This is a genomic window from Mesorhizobium sp., from assembly GCF_004963255.1.
Lineage (GTDB): Bacteria > Pseudomonadota > Alphaproteobacteria > Rhizobiales > Rhizobiaceae > Mesorhizobium.
Window position 1 is genome coordinate 59,703 of record NZ_SUGA01000007.1, and the last position, 19,494, is coordinate 79,196.

A 19,494-nucleotide genomic window follows, 5' to 3' on the forward strand; every position below is an offset into this window, starting at 1 on the left:
GGACGATGGCCGCGACCGATTTCTCCAGACTGATCACGGCGGCGGCCGATACGATCGCGGCGCATGCCGATGAATTGACCGCGCTCGACCAGGCGATCGGCGACGGCGACCATGGGCTGAACATGAAGCGCGGCTTCGAGGCGGTGCGCGCCGAGGCGGACATCTTTTCAGCGAAGCCGCTGCCCGAAGCGCTGAAAGCGGTGGGTACCAAGCTGGTGATGACCGTGGGCGGCGCCTCCGGCCCTCTGTTCGGCACGTTGTTCATGGCGCTCGGCAAGGACCTGCCGGCGGCACCCGATAGAGACGGACTGACGGCGGCGTTCGGCAAGGCGATCGAGGCGGTTGCCGCGCGCGGCAAATCGCAGCCGGGACAAAAAACCATGCTCGACGTGCTGCAGCCGGTGTATGAGGCGCTGGCGCAGGGCAAGACGGCCGGCGAGATCGCCGACGCAGCCGACAAGGCGGCGGAGGCCACCGTGCCGATGAAGGCCCTGCGCGGGCGCGCTTCCTTCCTGGGCGAGCGCTCGATCGGGCATATGGACGCCGGAGCGCGCTCGACCGCGCTTCTGGTGCGCGCGGTCGCGGAAGCGATAGAGGGCAATTGATGAGCAATGTCGGTATCGTCATCGTGTCGCATTCGCCCCTCGTCGCCGAGGGCACGGCCGACATGGTGCGCCAGATGGTGGGCGACGAAGTGCCGCTTGCATGGTGCGGCGGAAACGGCCATGGCGGGCTCGGCACCAGCGTCGAGGCGATCATGGGCGCGATCGACAAGGCCTGGTCGGAAGCGGGCGTCGCCATCTTGGTGGATCTCGGCGGCGCCGAGACCAACTCGGAGATGGCGGTCGAGATGATCGGCGAGCCGCGCTCGCACAAGATCGTGGTCTGCAACGCGCCGATCGTCGAAGGCGCGGTGATGGCCGCGACCGAATCCTCCGGCGGCGCCTCGCTCAAGGAAGTGGTGGCGACGGCGCATGAACTGTCGCCGTCGTGAACGAACGGGAACCGACTGAATGTCCGCATCCGCCGAAGCAACGGTCCTGATCACCCACGCGGTGGGCCTGCATGCGCGCCCTTCGGTGAAGTTCACCAAGCTCGCCAAGACGTTCGCGGCCGAGGTGGAGGTGGCAGTGGCAGCCAACGGCCCCTGGTTCGACGCCAAGAGCATCGTCAAGGTGATGGCGGCGAAGGCGCCGAAAGGGACCATGCTGCATATCCGCGCCAGGGGCGACGGCGCGACCCAGGCGGTGAAAGCGCTGGTCGATCTGGTGCAGCGCGATTTCGACGAGGATGCGGATCATGCCCGGTCCGCTTGAAACGGATCCGCATGTCCGTGGGAAACCGGGTCATGCGGATTGAGGGTATCCCCGCCTCTCCCGGTTATGCCGAAGGTCCGCTTTTCGACCTCGACCAGCCTCCGGTCAGCTACAAGGCCAAGGCGAGCGTCGGGGAAGAACAAGCCGCACTGGTGAGCGCAATCGGCAAGGCCGTCGGTCGGCTGGCGGTTCTGATCGAAACCGCCGATGGCGACGCCGCCGGCATCCTCGAATTCCACATCGCCATGCTGGAGGACGATGCATTGAGGGGTCCGGCCCTGGCGGCGATCGGCTCAGGGCAGCCGGCGGACGCCGCCTGGCGCGCGGCGCTCGACCGTGAGATCGCCGGCTACGAAGCGTCGGACCAGGACTATTTCCGCGCTCGCGCTGCCGATCTGCGCGACATCCGCGACCAGGTGCTGCGGGCGCTGAGCGAGGATGGCGAGGCTGCGGCGCCTCCGGGCGCGATCCTCCATGGCGAGGACATCGCGCCGACGCGCTTCCTCGAAACCGATTGGAGCAAGGGCGGCGGCATCGCGCTGCAGCGCGGCAGCACGGCCAGCCATGTCGCGATGCTGGCTCGCTCGCGCGGCGTGCCTATGATCGTCGGTCTCGGCGCCTTGGCCGCACCGCCCACGGGTGACGCGCTGCTCGATGCCGAGCATGGCGCGATCATTTTCTCACCGTCGCCGGCCGAGGTCGAAACCTTCCGCCAATCGGCCTCCTCCTTCGCCGATCGCCAGGGCGCGGCGAAGACATTCCTGACGGCGCCGGCCGTGACTAAGGCCGGCACCGCGGTGCGCGTGCAGGTCAACATCGCCTACCCTTCCGATGTCGAAGGCATCGATATCGAGACCTGCGACGGCGTCGGCCTGATGCGAACGGAATTCCTGTTCGGCAAGACACTGCCGGACGAGGAGACGCAATACCACGCCTACCGCAAGGTGCTGGAATGGGCCGGCGGCAAGCCGGTGACCATCCGCACCGTGGACGCCGGCGGCGACAAGCCAGTGCCGGGTTTCACCGTCGAGGAGACCAATCCGTTTCTCGGCCTGCGTGGCATCAGGCTGTCGCTCAAGCGGCTGGATATCTTCCGCGTGCAGATCCGGGCATTGCTGCGCGCCGCCATCCACGGCAATCTGAGGGTGATGTTCCCGATGATCGCAACGCCTGACGAATACGGCCAAGCTGCCGCGCTGTTCGCGCAGGAACAGGCCGCGCTTGTCGCGCAGGACGTAGCGCACAAGCTGCCGCCGCTCGGCATCATGGTCGAGGTGCCGTCGGTGGCGCTGGCGCCGGAGGATTTCGCCGACGTCGCCTTCTTCTCCATCGGCTCCAACGACCTGACGCAATATGTGATGGCGGCCGCGCGGGACAACGCGGCGGTCGCACATCTCAATTCCGTTCGCCAGCCGGCGGTGCTGCGGCTGATCGCGGCGGTTGCCGCGTTCGGACTGGAGAAGGGAATTCCAGTCAGCCTCTGCGGCGATGCCGGTGGCGACCCTGAAACCATCCCGGCGCTGCTCGCGGCCGGTTTGCGCGACCTCTCAGTCGCCCCTGCTCAACTGGCGACGGCCAAGGCGGCCATCGCGGACGTTGCGGTGTAGGGGCATGGCCAGGATGGAAAGAATACCGGAAGCAGGCTCGGAAGAGGCAATCCGCGCCTACAAGACGATCCTGTCGCAGGTCATCGACCAGCGCCCGTCCGGCATGCGCCAGCGCCTGGCCGACGCGCTCGGCAAGCACCGCAGCTTCGTCACGCAGATCTCCAGCCCCGCCTATACGATCCCGATCCCGTCAAAGCATCTGCCTTCCATCTTTTCCGTCTGCCATTTCAGCCAGGCCGAGCGCGACCAGTTCATGGCCGCCTATCACCAGGCGCATCCTGGCAAGGCGCCCGCGGCGTCCGGTCCGCGCAGGACGCGACACGTCTCGCTCATCGTGCCGGATTTCGGCGATGACAAACAGAACGCGGCGCTCGACCGGGCGATCAACGACTTCATCCAGAAAATAACCAGCATCGCCGGCAAGGGCAGCGGCTGACCTTTGTTGCCGGGCTGTTTGGGAGGACGCCATGAAGAAATTTATGAACACCGTGGACACGGTGCTGACCGAAAGCCTCGATGGCTTTGCGGCGGCTCATGCCGATATCCTCGTGCTTGGCGACGACCACAAATTCATCCGCCGCAAGGAGCTGAAGCCCGGCAAGGTGGCGCTGATCTCGGGCGGCGGCTCCGGCCATGAGCCACTGCATGGCGGCTTTGTCGGCCACGGCATGCTCGACGCCGCCTGCCCCGGCCAGGTCTTCACCTCGCCGACGCCCGACCAGATGCTCGCGGCCGTGCAGGCCGTCGACACCGGCGCCGGCTGCCTGTTCATTGTCAAGAATTACGAAGGCGATGTGATGAATTTCGACATGGCGGCCGAGATGGCGGACGGCGTGCTGCAGGTTGTGACCAATGACGACGTCGCGGTCGAGAATTCGTCCTACACGACCGGACGGCGCGGTGTCGCCGGCACGCTGGTGGTGGAAAAGATCGTCGGCGCCGCGGCTGAGCAAGGCATGGCGCTGCCCGCGCTCAAGGCGCTGGGCGACCGTGTCAACGCCGCGACGCGCTCGATGGGCGTGGCGTTGACCAGCGGTACGGTGCCCGCGGCCGGCAAGCCCACCTTCGAGATCGGCGACGGCGAGATGGAGTTCGGCGTCGGCATCCATGGCGAGCCCGGCCGGCGGCGCGACGCGCTGAAGAGCGCCGACGCCATCGCCGAGGAGGTCTGCGCGGCGATCGCCGGCGATTTCGGCGACCGCGCCAAGGGGCCGGCGCTGCTGTTCGTCAACGGCTTCGGCGGCACGCCCTCGATGGAGCTCTACCTGATGTACAACAGCGCCCGCAGAATCTTCGAGAGACACGGCGTGACGGTGATCCGCTCCCTCGTCGGCTCCTATGTGACCTCGCTCGACATGGCAGGCTGCTCGATCACGCTGACCGTGCTCGACGATGACATGACGGCGCTGTGGGATGCTCCGGTGCACACGGCGACGCTGCGCTGGGGGATGTAGCGCAATTCCAGGAAAAGTGTGAAGCGGCTTTCCGCCGAGAATTGCGCCAAAACAAAGGGATAGAGCGGTTCTGCGTTTCCCTGAAACGGTGAACCGCTCTGGCCGTCGCTGGCTTCACCGGTACTTTTCTGGCAAGCATGCGCGGAACCTTGCCGCTGATGCCTGAACGATGCTGCCCGAGCTTTCGCCTGCCCAGGAAAAACTGCTGATCAGCCTTGCCGACCCCGAGGCGCCCGCCGATTGGGACAAGGACGTTTCGCCCGCCGGCCTGTTGGCGCTGCTCGCCAATGCAGAGTTCCACGGCGTGGTGCCGATCGTGCTGCGCAAGCTCAGCGAACGCGGCGACGCCAATCTGCCGAAAGACGCGGGTCTGCAGCAAAAGCTTGCCGAGCTGCGCGACCAGATGACGATGGCGACCGGGCAGTCGATGCTGCTGCAATATCACGGCGACCGCATCATGAAGGCGCTGGCGGCGAAAGGCGTTCCGGCCCGGATCGTGAAGGGGCCGGTGTTCGCGCGCAGGCTTTACCACCAGCCTGCCGACCGGCCGTTCACCGACATCGACATTCTCGTCGACCCCGCCGGCATCGAGGAAGCCAACAGGACGATCGCCGAATGCGGCTTCAGGCTCGGCAGCGGCGAGGCGGAGTCGCACCAACTGCAGGAGTTCAAATGGCTGGAGAAAGAGAATTCCAGCCTGCTGATCGAATTGCACGGCAATTTGGTGCACGACACCGGCATGCGCCGGCGCCTGTCGCTCGGCTTTAGCGAGCTGCAGTCGATCGACGGCGGCGAAACCGATACCCCGACCGCACTTCTGACCATCGCCATAGTCCATGCTGCCGGCGGCCACAAATTTCACCGGCTGCAGCTCTGTGTCGACGTGCTGCAAGGCGTGCGGGCGCTGAGATCACCGGAAGATGAAGCGCGCCTGCTGGAGGCGGCCCGCATGACCGGCATAGAGCTTGAACTGGCGACGGTCCTCAACGTCACCGGACGTCTGTTCGGCGCGCCGCGCGCGATCGAGCTTGCGAACCGCATCAAGCCGAACCTCTCGATAAGGCTGGCGAAATGGCTGATCACCGGCAACATGCTGCTGCGTGTCAACTCGCGCGAAAAGCTGCGCTCGCGCCTCAGCCGCGACGCTTTCCGATGGGTGCAGCGGCTGGCGCGGGCGCGGCCCTATCCGGCCTGACGCAGCGCGGCGCGGATCAGCTGCGCGGCTTCGACCGGCTTCGCGCCGACTTCCAGCGTGAAGGTCGGCACCGTCTTGACCAAGGCCGCGATCGTCGCCATTCGCCTTTTCTGCAGCGGCAAAAGGCCGGTCATGCCGGTCCTCACATTGTCGGCGGCCAAAGCCACCATGGCATCGGTCCTGGCCAGGGGCACCAGCCTTGTCTTGCCATCGGTCGAGCGGGCAAGATGAAGAAGCGCCGCGACTGGCCTCGCGCGCACATCCTCGACGCGGATGATCTCGCCAAGGCGATCGAGCGACACGGCCTGCTCGCCCTCCGCATCCCATGTCTCGCCAAGGCAGGGCGACACGAAAGGCAGCATCGCTGCGGTGTTGCGATGGATCTTCACTTTACGCGGCATGCCCCAGGCCGTTACGCCGTCCTGTGTCGCCCTGAGGATCATGACGTCGTCGGAACAGAGACCGAACCCCTGCGAGGCGAGCGCCAGCGACGTCGTCGACTTGCCGGTGCCGCTCGGCGCATGGACCAGCACGAGCGCGTCGCTGCCCGGCAGCGTCAGGCCGGCCGTGTGCAGCATGTGCTGACCTCCGGCATCGAGCGCGGCATCCAGCACCATCATCAGCAGCGTCCATTTGATCTTGCTGTCAGGATGAACGCGGATTTCTGCCCTGCCCTCCTCATCGCGGATCGACAGCGTCTGCTGACCTGGAAAGACGAGGTGGAAGACGTCTCCGGCGTCGATCATCCGGCAATGGCCATCGAAGGGCACTTCGCCATCGAAAGCCAATTTCCCTTCAGGGTTTTCCTGCAGATCAAGCGTTTCGACGATGTCGACACGAAAGCCGGGCCGGGCAGCCTCGCTCACACGCAGCGCGCCGAGCATCAGGTCGAAGCTCGGCCAGAGGTCGGCGCGGGCGGCGGTGACGCTTATGACCTGCCCTTTGAGGTCGTAGCAGAAGGTCGTTGTCCGATCGCTCAAGCAGCGGACGCCTTCACGCTGGGCGGATGGCGGTAGATCTCCACCATGCCGGGCTGACTGTCGCTGACCACCGGCTTGCCGTCGAGGCAGACCCAGCAATGCGCCGACAGGCGCGGCTCGTGCATCGATTTGGCATCGACGCCGAAACGCAGCTCCGGGTCAAGACCGGCCATGCGCAGAAAACGGAAGCCGAGCAGACCCTCGCGAAGACATCTGCGGTCGCGCATGAACCAGGGCCGCCGCACCGTTCGGTTGACGCGCTGGACGATATAGGTCCAGGGCAAGTCACGATAGGGCGCGGGCGAGCGCAGCGGCGCCAGTTTCAACACGCTTTCAAAATCGCGCCGGCCGACCAGAACCGGCAGCAGCCTGGCGCTGAGCCACAAATGGGCGCGGAACAGGGCGCGCAGGACCGGCCCGTCGGTCATCACGCGCCCGGGTCGGCGAGGATGCCTTCAGCCACCAACTCGGCGGCCAATTCGGCCATATCCTCGTCGAGCGTTGCCTTGTCGACCTCGAATTCGTCCGACAACAGGTCGACGATCTGGTCGAGGCTGCGCGCGCCATCAACCTTGTCGAGAAAGGCCTCGGTCGTGTCGTTGCAGGTGTAGAGCTGGCCGCTGCGCGCCAACAGCACGACGGCGCCATCGCCGACATGCTGCACCGACGCATCGTCCGCCATCCGAAGCACCGTTTTGGAACCAATCTCGGCCATGCGCCCGCTCCCCTTCGCCCGGGAGCAAATAGCGCGGCACCGCGAGGCTGTCCATCGCCGTGGACGGCGGAGGGAACGACCGGCCGTGCCGGGCGGCCCGCCGTGGGGCGAATATTAGCGAGGTCTTGCCTTCCTGCCCTCGCGTAAGCTATGAGTCCGCCGGGCTTTGGGGGAGTGATCTGTATGCGTTACAACTGGGAACGGGCTCCGACAGCGTTCGAACGCCATCGGAAGGCGCTTGCGGCGGCGATCCTGATCGCCGGCGGCGTCGGGCTGATGCTGGCGGCGCTGCCGCTTTAAGCCGGCTTATATCACGGACAGTGACAGCGACGCCTCGCCGCAGGCGCCGAACAGAGACGTTTGCCGGCGATGTCGACCAAAATGCAGGAAGACATGGCCGCCACGCCCGGCTTAGTCTATGGCAGGCGGCAGAACGTTTCTTGGGAGGAAGGCGGATGGCCTCACGCTATCACGAAGTCTATGAGGGCTGGAAGCGCGACCCCGTAGGGTTCTGGGCCGAAGCGGCGAAGGCGATCGACTGGTACAAGCCGGCCGAGAAGGTCTTCGATCCGGCGCAAGGCGTCTATGGCCGCTGGTTCGTCGGCGCTTCCTGCAACACCTGCTACAACGCCATCGACCGCCATGTCGCCGGCGGACGCGCCGACCAGCTGGCGCTGATCCACGACAGCGCGATCACCGGAACGATCCGGAAATTCACCTATGCCGAACTGAAGCGTGAGGTGGTGGCGCTGGCCTCGGTGATGCGGCATCGCGGCGTCGGCAAGGGCGACCGCGTCATCATCTACATGCCGATGGTGGCGGAAGCGGCGATTGCGATGCTGGCCTGCGCGAGGCTAGGCGCCGTGCATTCGGTGGTGTTCGGAGGGTTCGCCTCGCATGAGCTCGCCACCCGTATCGACGACGCCAAGCCGAAGCTGATCGTCAGCGCTTCCTGCGGCCTGGAACCCGGTCGCATCGTCGCCTACAAGCCGCTGCTCGACAAGGCGATCGAGATGTCGAAGCACAAGCCCGACGCCTGCCTCATCCTGCAGCGCGAGCAACTGCGCTGCGAGATGAAGGACAATTACGACATCGACTATGCCGATGCGGTCGCCCGCGAGCGCGCCGCCGGCGCCAATGTCGACTGCGTGCCGGTGCCGGCCACCGACCCGCTCTACATCATCTACACCTCCGGCACGACCGGCCAGCCGAAGGGCATCGTGCGCGACAATGGCGGCCATATGGTCGCGCTGAAATGGACGATGGACAATGAGTTCGGCGTCAAGCCCGGCGAAGTGTTCTGGGCGGCTTCCGACGTCGGCTGGGTGGTCGGCCATTCCTATATCGTCTACGGACCGCTTCTGCATGGCTGCACCAGCGTGCTGTTCGAAGGCAAGCCGATCGGCACGCCGGACGCCGGCACCTATTGGCGGGTGATCTCCGAGCATGGCGTCGTGGCGCTGTTCACCGCGCCGACCGCGTTCCGCGCCATCAAGGGGCAGGACCCCAAGGGCGAGTTCGTGCCGAAATACGATTTGTCGAAGTTCCGCACGCTGTTCCTTGCCGGCGAGCGCGCCGACCCCGAGACCATCAAATGGGCGGAACAGAAGCTCGACCGGCCGGTGGTCGACCATTGGTGGCAGACCGAGACCGGCTCGCCGATGACGATCAATCCGGCCGGTCTGGGGCTGCTGCCGGTGAAATACGGTTCGCCCGGCGTGCCGATGCCGGGCTATGACATCCGCATCCTCGACGATGCCGGCCACGAGGTGCCGCACGGCACGCTCGGCAATGTCGTGGTCAAGCTGCCGCTGCCCGCCGGCTGCCTTCCGACGCTGTGGAATGCCGACGGCCGCTTCCGCCAGGCCTATCTCGAGGAGTTCCCCGGCTACTACAAGACGGCCGATGCCGGCATGATGGACGAGGACGGCTATCTCTACGTGATGGCCCGCACCGACGACATCATCAACGTCGCCGGCCACCGTCTCTCGACCGGCGCCATGGAAGAAGTGCTGGCCGCCCACCCCGACGTCGCCGAATGCGCCGTCATCGGTATTGCCGACGCCATGAAGGGCCAGGTGCCGCTCGGCTTCGTCGTGCTCAATGCCGGTGTGGCGCGTGACAGCGGCGCGATCGAAAGCGAGGTGGTGGGGCTGGTGCGCGAGCGGATCGGCCCGGTTGCCGCCTTCAAGACGGTGGTGACGATCAAGCGGCTGCCCAAAACCCGTTCCGGCAAGATCCTGCGCGGCACGATGCAGAAGATCGCCGACAAGGAGGAATGGGCGATGCCAGCGACCATCGACGACCCCGCGATCCTCGACGAGATCACGGCGGCGCTGAAGGGCCGCGGCATCGGCATTTAGCCACCCGGTCCCCCGACGCGTTAATAATGTATTAGCCAGTTTCCCCCGCGCTGCAATCGCTTGTTGTGCAATGCAGCATCAGACTTTAAGTTTGCCTGGGGGGCCATACCGAAGGCACGGCATGGCTCAACAAGAGACGACATTCGGCGGCGTCCACACACCGCGATGCCTTGCTACCGTCGCCGTGAATCGGTCGGTAGAGGCCGCCGGCGAGCCGCGTATCCTGCCGCCGCTCGGTCCCACCCTGTTCCGTCATCTGTTGAAGCCCGCCGAGAGGGGTCTACCGTTTCGTGGAAACGGGGAACCGCTCGTCCGGCCGCCTGGAGCGCCGGTGTGGAATTGTTTGCATTCGGCATGATATCGAGGCGCAAATCAGTGCAAGTATCCGAGCCTCAATCCGTGAGCCTGTTCCAACGATCGAGACGTCCTCGACCCGCGCCGCGCGAGCGCCTTGTCATGGATATGCGCGACACGATCGTCTATGCGATCGGCGACGTGCATGGCTGTCATGACGAACTGCGCGCGCTGGAACAGAAAATCGAGCTCGACGCGCAGCAGTTCCGCGGCCGCAAGATCATCATCATGCTGGGCGACTATATCGATCGCGGCCCGCATTCGCGGCGCGTGGTCGACCATCTGATGGCGCCCCCCCCGAGGGGCTTTCAGCGCGTCTGTCTGGTGGGAAACCATGAAGTCGCGCTGCTCCTCTATCTGGACGGACATCTCTCGCGTGAAACCTGGCTCGGCTATGGCGGCCGCGAGACCCTGTTCTCCTACGGCGTCGACCCCGACCGGCTGATTAGCCTCTACGGTTCGAGCGCCCAGGCGGATGAGCGCATACGCGAGGCCATTCCCGCCAGCCATGTCGACTTCCTGCGCACGCTGCCGGCGATGGTCTGCTCCGACCAATTCGTCTTCGTGCATGCCGGCATCCGGCCCGGCATCGCGCTGGAGGCGCAGGACGAGGGCGACCTCCTCAACATCCGCGAGGAGTTCTTCGAGGCGGCGCACCGGCTCGACCGCTGGGTGGTGCACGGGCACACGATCGTCGACGTCCCGACGCTCGACGGGCGCCGGCTCGACATCGACACCGGCGCCTTCCAGACGGGGCGGCTGACCGCGCTCAGGATCGTCGGCAAATACGGTCGGCTGCTGTCGTCACGGGATTGAAGAGAGCGCAGCTTCGCTACTCAGGTCGGCGCGAGTTCAGGCTCGGCGGCGCCGTAGGACAGCAGGTCGCCCTGCCATTTGCTGCGCTTGAGGAACTGTTCCCAGGTGAGGGCATTCGGATCGACCTTCCGACTCCACGTCAAATCGCGCCGGGGGGCGTAGTAGCCGTATTCGACAGCATATTCGACCATGCCCACCAATTCGCGCACGAGATGCTCGTCGCTGGCGAAACCCGGAAAATGGCGCAATAAGTCTTCGCGCGAGTACGCCGAGACGTAGCGTGCGCGCTTGCCGGTGACACGTTCGAACGTTTCCACCATTTGCCGTGCCGAAATAAACTCGCCGATCACCGGCAGGACTTCGCCGGCATATCGCTCCGGGTTGTCGAAGATCTCGCGCACTGCTGGACCGGGCGCGGTGAGCGGGTCGCAGAACGGCATGGGAATGTCGGGCGGCAGGTATATGGCGAAATTTATGCCATCCTTTGTGCGCTGCGGAACGTAGTATTCCAGGAAGTTGGTGTAATAAAACGCCAGATACACGAACGAGCTGCGGATGGGCAGGCCGCGAATGTAATCCACTATCTTTGCCTTGTCCGTGAAATGGGGCGCCCACTTGGTACCCCCGGTGATCGCCTCGACATTTTCGAGCCCGCTGAACACGACGTGTTCGACGCCCGCGGCCACTGCCGCGTCGGCCAACTCCTTGCCGAGGGTGAGTTCGATTTCCGCGGGCGGCACCTTGACGATAGGCGGCGTCATCAAGAACGCCCCGGCCGAGCCTTTCATCGCTTCGGTCAGCTCGGCCCGCCTGCCGAGTTCAAGAGGTGCCACCACGACCTCGGCGCCCTTCTTGGCCAAGGCCTGCGCGGGTTGGCTGTCAAGGCTCCGCGTCAGCGCGCGCACCCGGTAACGCCCACTGTCAAGCAAGGCGTTGGCAACGCTACGGCCCTGCTTGCTCGAGGCGCCAGCAACCGTGATCAGAGGTTTGGAAGTGTCGTTCTGGCTCATGTTGGTTCTCCTGTCTCTCAGATTGAAACCGATCGGCCCCGGGCGACGAGCACACCCGGGCGTGTCGAGAGCGGTTCCCATGTCTCTTCAGCGGAGTATTTCGGGTCTTTCGCGGTATTTTTGAAATTCTAAAAATGTTCAGCTACTATTCATTTCATGGATACCAAGCGCCTGGATCTCAACCTGTTGGTTACCCTCGAAACGCTGCTGATCGAGCGCAATGTCACGAAAGCGGCTGCCAGACTGCATCTGAGCCAGCCGGCCGTGAGCGCGCAACTGAATCGTCTCAGGCAGGAGTTCGACGACCAACTTCTAATCCCTGCCCAGCGAGGGATGACGCCGACGATCAAAGCAATGGAGCTGCTCGATCCGTTGCGCCAAGCGCTCGACCAGGTTCGAGCCACGCTCACCTCGCATCGGAACTTCAATCCGGCCAAGGCCAAGCTAACCTTCGCGATCGCATGTACGGACTATCTGCAAGTCGCGGTGATCAAGCCACTCGTCGTGGAACTCAGGACGCGAGCGCCCGGCGTTCGCGTCGCGATACGCAACCTGGACCTGCCGCAGTTGGAAGCACAGATGGCGCGCGGCGAGGTGGACCTGGCGCTGATGACGCCGCAAGCGGCCCCGCCGGGACTTCGGGCTCGGCACCTGTTCGATGAGCGCTACGTGCTTATCGGCCGCAGGAAGCATCCGCGGCTGCGGGATGGAATAACGGTCGCTGAGTTTGCCGCGTTAGAGCAGGTGGTGGTATCCTTGGATGGAGCCGGGTTCGTAACGCCGGTGGACAGCGCCTTAGCCGCTCTCGGATACAAGCGTAACGTGGTGCTCTCCGCGGCATCGTTCCTGTTCGTCCCCGAGATCGTGTCCAATTCGGACTTCGTCGCGCTCGTCCCGGAACGGCTGGTGCGCGGCTCCGCAAACAAGCTTGAAGTGATGGACTGCCCATTTCCCGTCGAAGGCTTTGCGGTGGGAATGGTGTGGCATGAGCGAGGTCACGGACACAGCGGCCAGCGCTGGATCCGTGAGGCCATCGTCTCGCTTGCCGCGCATCGATCCTCGTCTGGGGCGCGAGACAATCCCTGCTAAAGCGCGTCGCGATCTTTTAGGTCACTCCATGCGCTTCAGCTGGGTTTTTGATTCTACGCATGTCCTTATCCCGCAACCGGTTGCCACTTTTCGGGATCATGCTTTAGATCGTGATGGCGTTTCGTTGAATCGCCATCACGATCTAGCTCTTTGTTGGAGCATGATCTTTCTCCGAAAACCGGTTCCCACTTTTCGGGATCATGCTCTAGGCAGCCTGCTTGGCGCGCGCTTCCGATTTCTCCAGATAGTAGCTCGAGTAGCGGTCGAAGAACCGTTCCGAGCCGCCGAGCGCGCCGTATTTGGCCAGCTTTTTCAAATCGACCTTGTTGAGCACCGCCCCAATCACCTTGTTGGCGATATAGGGCTCGGATTCCAGCATCGAGCGCACCATGTTGCGCGGCGTGCGGCCCCATTCGGTGACCAGCACGAAGCCGTCGACCAGCGGCGCGAAGGCTTTGGCGTCGACCACGGGGCCGAGCGGCGGCAGGTCGACGATGATGTACTCGAACGTCTCCTTGGCGTTCTCGATGAAGCGCCGCATACCGGCGGAGCCCAGCAGCTCGCTGGTGTGCGAGAACTGGCCACGCAGCACGGCTGGAATGATCGCAAGCTTGGTCTGGCGGTCGACCTTGCCGACCGACTGCCAGGTCTGGCCATTGACCACCGCTTCCATCAGGCCCTGCTCGGCCTCCATGCCAAGGCTGCGGCTCAAGCCAGGATTGCGCAGATCGCCGTCGACGAGCAAGGTCTTGGCGCCGTTTGCGGCAAGCAGGCCGGCGAGGTTCGCAGCCACCGTCGATTTGCCCTCGCCCGGCAGCACCGAAATGATGCCGATGACCCGGCTGCCGCGGTCCTCCATCACGACGTCGAAGGCGATCTTGGCGTTGCGCAGCGTCTCGGCGAACATCGAAGCCGGAGCATCGATGCTGACGCGCATGCGCGCCCGCCTCTCTGCCGAGGAGAGGCTGGCCACCTTGCCGTCGGCCGGCAGGTCGTCGGCCTTGGAATCCTTGGCCCTGCCGCCGCCGATCGTCGGCAGATAGCCGAGGAATTTCAGGCCGGCGCGATCACGAATATCCTCGCCCGTCCTGAAGAAGCGCTCGTTGAACTCGTTGAGGCCGCCGAAACCGGCGCCGAGCATCAGGCCGAGCACCAGCGACAGAGCCAGCACACGCATGGTGCGAGGGCTCGAGGCCGCCAGCGGCATCGTCGCATCGGAAATGATGCGGGCCTTGCCGACCGGGAAGGACTGCTGCTGCGAAGCTTCCTCATAACGGCTGAGGAAGGTCTGGTAGAGCGTGGTCAGCGCCTGCGCCTGCTGGTCGAGTTCCTTCAGCTTCACCTGCGACTGATTGTCGATCGAGCTCTTGCCGGCGGCTGTGGAAATCTTGTCGCGAAGCGCGGTTTCGCGCGCCTGCGCCACTTCGAAGTCGTTGCGGTAGCTTTCGGTGATCTGCTTCAGCTGCCCGAAGATCTGCGCCGAGACATCGGCCTTTTCCTTGGTCAGCGCGACCGCCTGCGGGTGATCCTTGCCGAAATTGGTCTCGACGTCCTGCAGGCGCTTGGCAATGGCCAGATAGCGGGTCTTGAGCCCGATGATGACCGAGCTGCTCGGCTGATCTGCCGCTATGGCCGAATCGTTGAAGGCGCTTTCCGAGCCGCTGTCGACGATCGCCTTGTACTGCTGGTAGCGGGCGCTGGTGCGAGCCGTATCGGCCTGCGCGACGATGAGCTGGGCGTTAAGGTCGGCGAGCTGCTTGTCGCTCAGCAACTGGCCGTCGCTGTTGGCGGAAAGGCCGTGCTCGGCCCTGAACTTCTCGACCGCCAGCGAAGCGGCCTGCGAGCTTTCGCGCAACTCGGTCAGCCGGCCCTGCAGCCATACGGCCGCGCGTTCGGTGGCGTCGAAGCTGGCGTTGAGCTGGTCGGCGAGATAGGCGTCCGCATAGGCCTTGGTGATGGCCGTGGCGAGTGCCGGGTTTGTCGCCTGGTAGCTGATGCTGATGACATTGGAGCGGCTGACGCGATCGGCCGATAATCCTGTCTGCAGCATAAGAACCGCGTAGTCGTGAGTCGCGGTCTTGATCATGGCTTCGCGCGTGGCGGCATCGACATTCTGAATGCCGGGGAGTTGATCGGCGGCGCGGAAATAGGCGACGATGCCGCGCAGGAACCCTATGCCCTTGGCCAGGGCCGATTGAGGCGGGCTCATGAAGTCCTGGTTCTGGTCGAGCTTCAACTTGTCGACCACCTCCGACGCCAGCCGCGCCGAATTGAGGATCTCGATCTGGCTGAGGATCGTCGCGTCGGTCTGCTGCGTGACGCTGGCAGCCGAGATGTCGTCCATGACCTTGTTCATGCCCCCGTCGATCAGGACGCTCGCCACGGACGTATACTGCTTGGGCGTGGTCTGCAGATAGATCACGCCCAGGAACAGACCGATGGCGGCGCAGATCGCCACCACCTTGGCCTGACGAGCGGCCATGCCAAGCAGACGCTCGACATCGATGAAGTCTTCACCCTTTTCCTGGTCGGCACTGGGCAACGGCGTCCTCTTGTCGAGAGGGAAGTTGGCATAGTTCATGTTCGGTCCAATTCCAGGTTGCAGGCGCTATCGGCCTTGGTAGATCCGCGTCGTGACCAGAAAAGACCGCGCAACGTTGTTGCCAGGATACGCCGGGCCTGAAGGCCCGGGCGCCTGAGTGGCTGTCGCGCCATCGCGAAACCGCATATGCACCCGAAAGATGGGCATTATGCGGCTACTTCCCGGCGCTCATGCGACCGGACGAATTGCTGCAACATTTCGAAGACAGGGCCTTTCATGTCGTCGCGAGCCAGGGCGAAGGCGATGGTGGCTTCGATGAAGCCTTCCTTGGAGCCGCAGTCGAACATGCGGCCATCGAAAGGCTGCGCATAGAAGGGTTGGCTCTGGGCGAGGCGCACCATGGCGTCGGTGAGCTGGATCTCGTTGCCGGCGCCGCGCTGCTGATTGCCGAGCAGCGCGAAGATCTCCGGCTGCAGCACGTAGCGGCCATTGATGTAGAAATTCGACGGCGCCTTGGCGGGCGCCGGCTTTTCGACCATCTCAGTGACCTGGAAGCCGGAGCCGACCTCGTCGCCGCGGCCGACAATGCCGTATTTGCTGGTTTCGGCGGGATCGCAGCGCTCGACGGCGATGACGTTGCCGCCGGTCCGCTGATAAAGATCGACGGTCTCGGCAAGGCAGCCGCGCGCACCGAAGGATACCATGTCGGGAAGCAGCAGCGCGAAGGGCTCGTTGCCGATCACGTCGCGAGCGCACCAGACGGCGTGACCGAGGCCCTGCGGCGACTGCTGGCGGATGAAGGAGGTGGCGCCGGCCACCGGCAGCAGGCTTTCCAGCGATTCGAGCTGCGCCTTCTTGCCGGTCTGTTCCAGCGTGCCGATCAGTTCAGGATGCAGGTCGAAATAATCCTCGATGACCGCCTTGTTGCGGCCGGTGACGAAGACGATGTGCTCGATGCCGGCTTCGAACGCCTCGTCGACGGCATATTGCACAACGGGCTTGTCGACGACGGGAAGCATTTCCTTCGGCATGGACTTGGTCGCCGGCAGGAACCGCGTTCCGAGCCCCGCCACCGGGATGATTGCCTTCCTGACTTTCTGCATCTGATCTTCCTTCTGAGAGAAAAAGATTTCTACCTATCGCCGGGTATCAAATCGCCCGCATGCTTAATCTCCCCGCCCCCACGGCGAACCTGCGCCGCAACCCTTCTGAGCCGGACAGCGATCGGCATGCTCAAATGCCCGATCGCGGCCGGATCCCTGAGCGCCGCGCCGATCGCCTTGAGCGGCGCACGCGCCTTGATGTGCTTGACCAGGGACAGGAACGACGCCGCCTTGCGCAGGCTGCGGCCGCGCCGGGCGAAGGCCGCCTTCGCGGTGCTGTCCATGGGATATGCCGCAGCGAAGGCGGCGTCGGCCCGCGTCATTGCCTCGACGTGATGCAATTCGAGCACGCGGGAGATCGAGCCGGTGCGGATATGGTAGACATAACCGACGGTCGGTTCGACAGCGCAGCGGCCACCGCTGGCCAGCGCGCTCGCAAGCAGAATATAGTCCTCGCCGATGCGCAGCTTCTCGTCGTAGCGCAGCCGGTTCTCATCGAGGAACCGCCGCAAGAAGACCGGCTTGAGATAGCCGAGATTGAAGCGCGATTCGAATACAAGATTGCCCTCGATGTAATCGGCCAGCGAGATTTCGCTTAAGCCCTCGAGATAGTCGGCCGGGAACATGGTGTCGTCGGGCGTACCGTCCTCGCGCACGACCTGGACATTGTCGACCGCGATTTGGGCGCCGGCCGCTTCCGCCCGCGCGATCATCGCCGCCATACGGCCAGGAAGAACGGCGTCGTCGGAATCCAGCACCGCCACCCAGCGGCCGCGCGCGAAATCGAGGCCGGCATTCCTGGCGCCGCCTGGACCGCGATTCTGCGGCAGCGCCACCACCTTGACGATGTCTTCGGGATAGGCGCGCGCCACATCCAGCGTGCCGTCGCGCGACTGGTCGTCGACGACGATGACCTCGACGGTCACGCCGAGTTGGGCGATCGCGCCGGCGATGGCGCGGTCGAGAGTGGCCTCCGCATTGTAGGCGGCGATGACGAAGCTGACGTCAGGCTGCACGCTTGTTCCCTTGTTCTGGCGAAGTGAGGCCGTACTGGCGGATTTCACGGACGCCGACCAAACCGGAGACGACACCAACGTGCATAATGCCGCGCAGCACGCTGCGGTTCCGTCGCACCGGGCTGATCGCGGTCAAAACAGCCATGCCGAAGCAGTAGGCGGCCTTGGCCGAAGCCAGCCCGACCTGGCCGGCGCGGCGGATGCCGCCGGTGCCGTGGCCGATCAAATGGCCATGCGTCTGGCCGAAGCGGAAGCGGCGGCGGCGCAGCCAATCGAACGCGGCTCTGGCGCGCGGCACGACCTCGTCGACGAAGGCTTGCGGCGCAAAGGCGATGCGGCCGCCGGCCTTGACCATGGCATCGAAGAACTCGGTATCCTCGCCGCCGGTCTGGCCGCGCGCCAGGCTGAAGCGCCGGCCGCGCAGGCTCGCGTCGGTCGTTCGGAGCAGGACGTTGCAGGTGTAACCGGTGCGGATCTCGCCGCGCACCCAGACCGGCAAGGTGGAATGGAAGTCACCCTTCTGCATCCAGTCCGGCGCGTCCTGGCGATAATGCGCCCGCACCGGCCCAAGCACCGCCGCGGCGCCGGTTGCATCGGCCGTCGCCATCAACTCGACCAGCCAGCCGGGCGACGCCGTCTCGTCATCGTCGATAAAGGCGACGAAGTCCGACACGCTGGCGTCGAGGCAGGCGTTGCGGGCAATCGAGATGTTGCGCGCCGGCGCGTGGCGATAGCGGACCGGCAGCTTCAATTCCTCGGCCAGCGCCTTCACCAGTTTTTGGGCGCCTGGTTCATCGTCATTATCGGCAACGACGATGCCGATCTCCAAATCTTCAGGCTTCTCCAGGGCGGCGACGGAGCGCAGCGTGTCGGCCAGCTCAGGCCGGCGGAAGGTGCAGATGCAAATGTCGATCGAGCGGCCGGCCATCACGCCACCTCGCGCTGCGAGCGCGGCGTCAAAAGCTGCTGCCAGAAGCCGACGGACCAGCCGAAATGCATGACCATGGCTGAAACTCCGGCCAGAGCGATGCTGGCGTTGCGCTGGCGCACCGCCGTCACCAGGCCGTAGCCGAGGCATACCGCCGTCCACAAAAGGAATGGCACCGCCGCCAGCCAGTGGACGAAGGAGAACAGGGCCAACAGCACCACGGGCGCTACCAGCAGCGGGACCATCTGCCGGACCTTCGGCACCATGCGGTGCTTGAGCACATTCCTGGCGCGGCCGCGGCCATAGCCAAGATATTGGAGATAGAGGCTCTTCAGCGACGAGCGCGGATAGTAGACCATATGCGTCCTGCCGCTCATCCAGATGCGGTAGCCGGCCTGGCGCAGACGGTAGTCGAGCTCGGCATCCTCGTTGTGGCTGAAGCTCTCGTCATAGCCGCCGACATGGCTGAAAGCGGCGATGCGCATCAGTGCGTGGTGACCGTGGTCGACCCATTCGCCCTCGGACATGTGCCGGTGCTTCGAGCCACCGGTGCCAAGCTTGGAATTCTGCGCCGCCGCGACTGCCTTCTGCACGGCGCCGGTGCCGGCGGTCAGCATCGAGACGACGACGGAATCGGCGCCGGTGGCAACAGCCTCCTCGACCAGCCGGTCGCAGTAATCGTCCGGATAACCGCCATGCGCATCGATGCGGATGAGATAGTCGGCGCCTTCGCCGAGGGTCGCCACCGCCAGATTGATGGCAGCGCTTTGCAGGCGCTTCGGATTGGCGAGCAGGATGACCCGGGGATCCTTCGCCACGATCTTTTCGACGATGGATTGCGTGCCGTCGACGCTGCCGCCATCGGCGACGACGATGCGGCCGCCGAGCCGTGCCGCCGCAGGCCGCAACCGGTCGAGCAGGCCGCCGATATGAGCCGCCTCGTTGAGGCAGGGAATGATAATCAGGATCGACGGATTTGCCTGCGTCATCGGTCTTTGCGCGTCCT

General features: G+C 64.7%; 19 protein-coding genes. 10 read left to right on the forward strand and 9 right to left on the reverse strand.

What is annotated here, in order from left to right:
• Positions 1-5 precede the first annotated feature (5 nt).
• The 7 genes from dhaL (at position 6) to E5X34_RS10595 (ending at position 5,572) form a co-directional block, all read left to right on the forward strand.
• Positions 6-605 (forward strand): dihydroxyacetone kinase subunit DhaL, encoded by a 600-nt coding sequence (gene dhaL, locus E5X34_RS10565; RefSeq protein ID WP_292563870.1) that lies wholly within the window; start codon positions 6-8, stop codon positions 603-605.
• Complete coding sequence (gene dhaM / locus E5X34_RS10570) at positions 605-994, forward strand: dihydroxyacetone kinase phosphoryl donor subunit DhaM (RefSeq protein ID WP_042645089.1); 390 nt, start codon at positions 605-607, stop codon at positions 992-994. Before dhaL ends, dhaM begins: the two co-directional genes overlap by 1 nt.
• 19 nt (positions 995-1,013) lie before the next feature.
• Positions 1,014-1,316, forward strand: coding sequence for an HPr family phosphocarrier protein (locus tag E5X34_RS10575; RefSeq protein ID WP_292563873.1), 303 nt, complete (start codon positions 1,014-1,016; stop codon positions 1,314-1,316).
• Positions 1,317-1,348: 32 nt separating this feature from the next.
• On the forward strand, positions 1,349-2,923 hold the full coding sequence (gene ptsP / locus E5X34_RS10580) for a phosphoenolpyruvate--protein phosphotransferase (protein WP_292563876.1): 1,575 nt from the start codon (positions 1,349-1,351) through the stop codon (positions 2,921-2,923).
• Positions 2,924-2,927: 4 nt separating this feature from the next.
• Complete coding sequence (locus tag E5X34_RS10585) at positions 2,928-3,359, forward strand: hypothetical protein (protein ID WP_189475916.1); 432 nt, start codon at positions 2,928-2,930, stop codon at positions 3,357-3,359.
• 31 nt (positions 3,360-3,390) lie between these two features.
• Positions 3,391-4,377: a dihydroxyacetone kinase subunit DhaK gene (gene dhaK / locus E5X34_RS10590; protein ID WP_292563879.1), complete on the forward strand. Its 987-nt coding sequence runs from the start codon at positions 3,391-3,393 to the stop codon at positions 4,375-4,377.
• A gap of 169 nt (positions 4,378-4,546) precedes the next feature.
• Positions 4,547-5,572 carry a nucleotidyltransferase family protein gene (locus tag E5X34_RS10595; protein WP_292563882.1) on the forward strand — a complete coding sequence of 342 codons (1,026 nt, stop codon included), beginning with the start codon at positions 4,547-4,549 and terminating at the stop codon, positions 5,570-5,572.
• Here the strand turns inward: E5X34_RS10595 and E5X34_RS10600 are convergent.
• The 3 genes from E5X34_RS10600 to E5X34_RS10610 are packed head-to-tail and all read right to left on the reverse strand — an operon-like array spanning position 5,560 to position 7,267.
• Positions 5,560-6,552 carry a serine kinase gene (locus tag E5X34_RS10600; RefSeq protein ID WP_292563885.1) on the reverse strand — a complete coding sequence of 331 codons (993 nt, stop codon included), beginning with the start codon at positions 6,550-6,552 and terminating at the stop codon, positions 5,560-5,562. The genes E5X34_RS10595 and E5X34_RS10600 overlap by 13 nt on opposite strands.
• On the reverse strand, positions 6,549-6,980 hold the full coding sequence (locus tag E5X34_RS10605; RefSeq protein WP_126079783.1) for a lasso peptide biosynthesis B2 protein: 432 nt from the start codon (positions 6,978-6,980) through the stop codon (positions 6,549-6,551). Before E5X34_RS10605 ends, E5X34_RS10600 begins: the two co-directional genes overlap by 4 nt.
• Entirely contained in the window at positions 6,980-7,267 is a 288-nt protein-coding gene (locus tag E5X34_RS10610; RefSeq protein WP_292563887.1) for a PqqD family protein, read from the reverse strand. The genes E5X34_RS10605 and E5X34_RS10610 overlap by 1 nt, the downstream gene beginning before the upstream one ends.
• 455 nt (positions 7,268-7,722) lie before the next feature.
• On the opposite strand from E5X34_RS10610, the gene E5X34_RS10615 reads away from it, so the two are divergent.
• Together E5X34_RS10615 and E5X34_RS10620 are read left to right on the forward strand one after the other, a co-directional pair.
• The gene (locus tag E5X34_RS10615; protein WP_292563890.1) at positions 7,723-9,630 is read left to right on the forward strand and encodes a propionyl-CoA synthetase; all 1,908 of its coding nucleotides are present in this window, start codon (positions 7,723-7,725) and stop codon (positions 9,628-9,630) included.
• A 456-nt stretch (positions 9,631-10,086) separates the two neighbouring features.
• Positions 10,087-10,800 carry a metallophosphoesterase gene (locus tag E5X34_RS10620; RefSeq protein ID WP_292563893.1) on the forward strand — a complete coding sequence of 238 codons (714 nt, stop codon included), beginning with the start codon at positions 10,087-10,089 and terminating at the stop codon, positions 10,798-10,800.
• 20 nt (positions 10,801-10,820) lie between these two features.
• Here E5X34_RS10620 and E5X34_RS10625 read toward each other — a convergent pair whose 3' ends face one another.
• The gene (locus tag E5X34_RS10625; protein ID WP_292563896.1) at positions 10,821-11,810 is read right to left on the reverse strand and encodes an NmrA/HSCARG family protein; all 990 of its coding nucleotides are present in this window, start codon (positions 11,808-11,810) and stop codon (positions 10,821-10,823) included.
• Between the two features lie 156 nt (positions 11,811-11,966).
• Between E5X34_RS10625 and E5X34_RS10630 the strand changes: the two genes are divergently transcribed.
• Positions 11,967-12,899 (forward strand): LysR family transcriptional regulator, encoded by a 933-nt coding sequence (locus tag E5X34_RS10630; protein ID WP_292563898.1) that lies wholly within the window; start codon positions 11,967-11,969, stop codon positions 12,897-12,899.
• A 205-nt stretch (positions 12,900-13,104) separates the two neighbouring features.
• On the opposite strand, the gene E5X34_RS10635 is transcribed toward E5X34_RS10630, so the two are convergent.
• The 5 genes from E5X34_RS10635 to E5X34_RS10655 form a co-directional block, all read right to left on the reverse strand.
• On the reverse strand, positions 13,105-15,480 hold the full coding sequence (locus tag E5X34_RS10635) for a polysaccharide biosynthesis tyrosine autokinase (protein WP_292563900.1): 2,376 nt from the start codon (positions 15,478-15,480) through the stop codon (positions 13,105-13,107).
• A gap of 167 nt (positions 15,481-15,647) precedes the next feature.
• Positions 15,648-16,544: a UTP--glucose-1-phosphate uridylyltransferase GalU gene (gene galU, locus E5X34_RS10640; RefSeq protein ID WP_292563902.1), complete on the reverse strand. Its 897-nt coding sequence runs from the start codon at positions 16,542-16,544 to the stop codon at positions 15,648-15,650.
• A gap of 29 nt (positions 16,545-16,573) precedes the next feature.
• Positions 16,574-17,560: a glycosyltransferase family 2 protein gene (locus E5X34_RS10645; RefSeq protein ID WP_292563904.1), complete on the reverse strand. Its 987-nt coding sequence runs from the start codon at positions 17,558-17,560 to the stop codon at positions 16,574-16,576.
• Positions 17,550-18,488, reverse strand: a complete 939-nt coding sequence (locus E5X34_RS10650; RefSeq protein ID WP_292563906.1) for a glycosyltransferase family 2 protein — start codon at positions 18,486-18,488, stop codon at positions 17,550-17,552. The genes E5X34_RS10645 and E5X34_RS10650 overlap by 11 nt, the downstream gene beginning before the upstream one ends.
• Complete coding sequence (locus tag E5X34_RS10655) at positions 18,488-19,477, reverse strand: glycosyltransferase family 2 protein (protein ID WP_292563909.1); 990 nt, start codon at positions 19,475-19,477, stop codon at positions 18,488-18,490. The genes E5X34_RS10650 and E5X34_RS10655 overlap by 1 nt, the downstream gene beginning before the upstream one ends.
• Positions 19,478-19,494: the final 17 nt, after the last annotated feature.